Genomic DNA, 879 nt, shown 5'->3' with positions numbered 1-879 from the left:
ATGAAACTCCACTTCGTAAACAGCTTGAGAAATATGGCTAGTTTGCTCTGGTTGTTCATCCGATGAGCTCGTTGTCGATTGGCAACCAACTAAGCTTAGCGTTGCAACAACAGCGCTCATTAATGTTGTTTTCTTCATGGTTGCATCCTTACAGAGAGTTCAGAAACGCGATCAATGCGTCACGTTCTTTTTGGTTAAGCGATAGCACGTTTTGTTTCGCTTGTTCCGCTTCACCACCATGCCAAAGCACCGCTTCCATCAAGTTACGTGCTCGACCATCATGTAAGAAATACGTGTGACCGTTCACTTCTTCTGTGTAACCAATCCCCCAAAGTGGTGGCGTACGCCATTCACGGCCATTGGCAAGATATTCAGGTCGATGATCAGCAAGGCCCTCTCCCATGTCATGCAACAGCAGATCGGTATACGGGTGGATAAGTTGCTCTGAAAGCGCAGGCCGGTCTGCTCGTTTTGTCGTTTTTACACTGGTTTTATGGCAGCTTTCGCACCCCGAAGCGGCAAAGATCTTTTGGCCAAGCTGAACATCAGGATCATTCACATTTCGACGAATCGGCACGGCTAAGTGTTGGCTGTAAAACTCTACGAAGTCGAGTATGTTTTGGCTTACTTCTGGCTTGCCGCCATTTGGCAACTCCTCACAAAGGGATTGCTTCGCCGTGCAGTTTTCATTCGGGAACAAGTGACTTGTTAGACCAACATCACCATTAAACGCGGCCGCATTTTGCTGCATCAACGTTGGTTGTCCTGCTTTCCATCCAACACGGCCAATCGAAAAGTCGCCTTTTTGAATGTCCCAAACTTTATTCACCTTGCCTGAGATGCCATCGCTATCACGGTCGTTTTCGTCTGCCCACTTAA

At 47.7% G+C, this 879-nt stretch carries 1 protein-coding gene and 1 pseudogene; both read right to left on the bottom strand.

Annotated features, from left to right (window positions below; genetic code table 11):
* Nucleotides 1–138, bottom strand: a pseudogene (locus R7Z50_RS25855) (iron-regulated protein A); the annotation flags it as partial.
* A gap of 10 nt (nt 139–148) precedes the next feature.
* The coding region (locus R7Z50_RS25850; protein WP_318149522.1) for a di-heme oxidoredictase family protein at nt 149–879 on the bottom strand (731 nt) is incomplete at its 5' end.

This window comes from Vibrio sp. 1249-1 (genome assembly GCF_033340495.1).
The sequence above is the reverse complement of the archived record's forward strand: the minus strand, read 5'-3'. Positions and strand labels throughout refer to the sequence as shown.